The following is a 3,680-nucleotide window of genomic DNA, read 5'->3' as shown; positions in this document are numbered from 1 at the left end:
GTGTTACCTTTAATACGTAAGCTAGTTTCTGGTAAATTCTCAATTTTCTGTCCTCTACTAATAAATTCATTGTCTAATCTTGTATTATTAACTTCACTTGAGTTTAATAATGATTCTTTTTTTTTCAAATATATCACTCTCTTTCATAATTCTTTATTTCTTCTAGTAATTCTAATGTAATATTTTGGTACATCTTCAATGTATTCTGATCGTGATAATCTAAATCAGTAATTCCTGTTTTATCCCAAAGTTTAACCCTTTCCCTTTGAAAAATATAGTTTTTAAAAACATGTTCCCCATACTTCTCAATGGATTCCTGAATTACCATGTTATCAATTTTCCCTTTGTTTTTGAACATAACTGGCAAAATACCAGCAATCTCAAAATCTAATTGATAGTTGTCTTTAAATAATGCTAGATACTCAATAAATGAGCTTACAGCTCGTAAACTTCGACTGTGCGTTTGCATTACTATTAAACTATAATCTGACGCATAAATTGCATTACTAGAATAATCACTGATTGTAGGGGGAATATCAATTAATATAAATTCGTAATTTTCTTTAATGGGATTAATAAAGTCATTGATAACTTTTGCACCATTAAAACGATTGTAACCTAAATCTTCTAATAAATTAGGAAACCCTATCATATTAAAGTCCGATGGAACTAAATCAATTTTTTCATTCAATTCAATAAGACAAGTATCAACATTCAATTGTTGTTTTAAAGAATCATATAATGTTTTATTTATCTTAGCATCAAATGTTAATAGTAACGTTTCAGTTGCGTCAGCTTGTGGATCTAAATCAATGACTAATGTTTTATAATTTAACTTTTGAGACAAAATATAAGCTAAACCAATAGTTGTAGATGTTTTTGCTACTCCACCTTTAAAGTTGTTTACTGTAATTACTTTTGTCATCTAAATTCTCCTTTGTTGTTATAATTTGATTATAGTACTAATGCATATGTAATACAAGAATAATGTATGCAAGTATTAAGTGTGTTTGTATGCATTCTCGTTTTATAGTATGACATAGTATATACAACATAAGTAATCACATAGTTAATTAGTGGCAGTTTTACATTTAAGGCTGTCAAGTGATATTATTAAATAAAAATAAGAAAAGCACAACTACGCCAATAGTTGTGCTAAGGTAATAAAACGTTGTCGACGTTTATTTAATATACGTTGTGTTTTCATTATATTAAATCTATCAAACAAGTGCAAGCACCTAGATTATTAAATAAACGTGAATAAATGTAATCGTTTTATTACCTCTATCCCCAAAATAATGGAAAGAGGTTTTTATTATGTCTAACAAATTTTACTTAGAAGAACAGTACAAAGAACGATTTTATCAATTACCCAAAGTTTTTTTTACTAATTCTACTTATAAAAAATTATCAAATGACGCAAAAATTGCTTACGCTATCTTACGTGATCGACTTGAATTATCAATAATGAATGACTGGGTAGATGAAGAAAACGCAATTTATTTTATATATACGAATGAAAATCTAATGTCAATTCTTAATTTAGGAAAAAATAAAATTGTTAAAATTAAAAAGGAATTAGAAAACGTAAATTTATTAGAGCAAAAAAGACAAGGATTAAATAAACCTAATAAATTATATTTAATGAAACCCGATGTGAACATTAATGATATTTATAAGATACAAGAAAGTGAAAACATCATTAAAGCCAATGATGACGCGGAAGTTTACAAAACAAACTTCCGGAAGTCCCAAAAACAAACTTCCAGAAGTTTACAAAACAAACTTCTAGAAGTCTCAAAAACAAACTCTAATGATACTGAATTTAATGATACTGAATTTAATGATACTGAATTTAATGATACTACTACTTCTTCAGAATCAAGTAGTGGTGGTAGTAACTTATCAAAATGGATTCATAAAATTAAACTAGAGTTTAATATTCCAATAACAACAACCTATCAAAATGAATTAAATTCACTATTACCGAAGTTTGATGATGAAGTTATTGGTTACGCTATACAATATGCTTCTAAACATGGCAACAATCCTAAAGTGTTTTTCCTTAAAGTGTTACAAAATTGGTCTGACAAGGGTATCAAAACATTAAACGAAGCTAAAAATTATAACGTTAAAAAACCTAACAATATAAAAAGTAAAGAATTAACGCCAGATTGGTTGAAGAATCCAGATCAAAAGCAAAGCAAAAAAATGACTCCAGAAGAAAAAGCAGAGTTTGAAAGGGAACGAGAAGCATTTAGACGACAGTTAAATGAACTTTGGGGAGAATAATTAGCTATCCAGCTAAATACAACATTTACTTTAAAGAAGTAGATTCGACAGAATATGTTTATCAAATTTTATATCACTGGAACCCCAAAGAGTATTTAGCGCGTGAAATTTTTGATTTGTCCGAAGAAGAAAAAAAGTAAAATTAATCATCAAATGATTGATGAGATTGACGAAGAAATTTGAATATAAATTTTGATATTTATTCTAAGACATTAGCGAAAAAGCTGGCGTTTTTTTATTGAAAAGTGCTAAAAACATTAGGGTACTTTAAAGGTGCCATACTATATGTTGTGGGCACTTTTAGGGTATAAAGTGATTTTTGGATACCTGAGTAAAAACGCTGTAAGTCTTGAAATGTCTGGCTTTGCCAGACCTACCTTTTTCAAAGGTAGCAAATTTCCCTTATGCTCTTACAAAGCATTTTGGACAAAAACAAGATTTCGGTATTTTTTACAGAAATTTGCCCCTGCAGGAACTAAAAACCGGACTCGCTTTTTGAAGGATCTTATGCAAAATTTTAGTTTGCATGTAACTGGGCAGTGTCTAAAAATCGTCACTGGTTTTGCTCAAATCTTTGCTTTTGAAAATAGCATATATTTATTTGGCTCATATTTGCATTTTAAGAGCTTATATATGTTTTAGGCATAAAACTCCCTAATCCTTCAAAATATCCCCTTAAAATCCAAAATAAAGGCGTTTAAAATTTTAAATAGTTCTTGTGATAAAGTTTGTTAAAAAAGGAGGTATTAATTTGATATTTATATATAATATTTTCGGCTATTTTACTTTATTATGCTTTAAAATATGGGATTAGAAATGGTTTTGTTGAACTTGAAGCGAATAAAGACGGTTTAGTTTATTATAAAAAAGTGCGAGTTTACTTGAAGAGATAGGAAATATTTATAGTAGAGTTTCTACGTCTAAATCTAAAGAAGCGAAAGCTATCTATAATGAGGCTTTTGACATATTGCTTTCTGAAAAAAAGCCGAAGATTATATTTAAAGAATTAACTGAGAAGAAAGAAGAAATTTTTAAATTAAGTATAGACGACTAACTAGTTTTAAATGACGCATTTATGCTGAGAAAATTTATTGATCGTTGAGAAGAACCCTTAACTAAACTTGAAGACGAATGTCGGCATAGCGTGAGCTATTAAGCCGACCATTCGACAAGTTTTGGGATTGTTAAGGGTTCCGCGGCTCAACGTCAATAAAGCAATCTTGAGTATAACAATATTGTTAGTTTTGCCCCTTCTTTTCTTTGTTAACCTTAGTGTAAATAAGGTTTATGGAGGTTAGAAGTTATGCTTTTAGATATTTTAGGTTATGTATTTGGGATAGGTTTTATTGTATTTGGAATTTCAGCGTTAGTGATTTGCGGGTCTGAAG

The 3,680-nt window shown here is 29.0% G+C and carries 3 protein-coding genes and 1 pseudogene; 3 read left to right on the top strand and 1 reads right to left on the bottom strand.

Going from position 1 to position 3,680, the window contains the following annotated elements; all coding sequences use genetic code 11:
* Positions 1-133: 133 nt before the first annotated feature.
* A complete protein-coding gene (locus tag BU038_RS11990) occupies positions 134-925 on the bottom strand; it encodes a ParA family protein (RefSeq protein ID WP_105980564.1) in 792 nt (263 codons plus the stop codon).
* 392 nt (positions 926-1,317) lie between these two features.
* On the opposite strand from BU038_RS11990, the gene BU038_RS11985 reads away from it, so the two are divergent.
* The 3 genes and pseudogenes from BU038_RS11985 (at position 1,318) to BU038_RS11975 (ending at position 2,934) form a co-directional block, all read left to right on the top strand.
* Positions 1,318-2,292, top strand: coding sequence for a replication initiator protein A (locus tag BU038_RS11985; RefSeq protein WP_105980565.1), 975 nt, complete (start codon positions 1,318-1,320; stop codon positions 2,290-2,292).
* 26 nt (positions 2,293-2,318) lie between these two features.
* Positions 2,319-2,475, top strand: a pseudogene (locus tag BU038_RS12795) (replication initiation protein); the annotation flags it as partial.
* 102 nt (positions 2,476-2,577) lie between these two features.
* Positions 2,578-2,934, top strand: a complete 357-nt coding sequence (locus tag BU038_RS11975; RefSeq protein WP_107593928.1) for a hypothetical protein — start codon at positions 2,578-2,580, stop codon at positions 2,932-2,934.
* The last annotated feature ends 746 nt before the right edge of the window (positions 2,935-3,680 follow it).

Origin of the sequence: Staphylococcus simulans (assembly GCF_003043455.1) — a bacterium.
GTDB classification, from domain to species: domain Bacteria; phylum Bacillota; class Bacilli; order Staphylococcales; family Staphylococcaceae; genus Staphylococcus; species Staphylococcus simulans_A.
The sequence above is the reverse complement of the archived record's forward strand: the minus strand, read 5'-3'. Positions and strand labels throughout refer to the sequence as shown.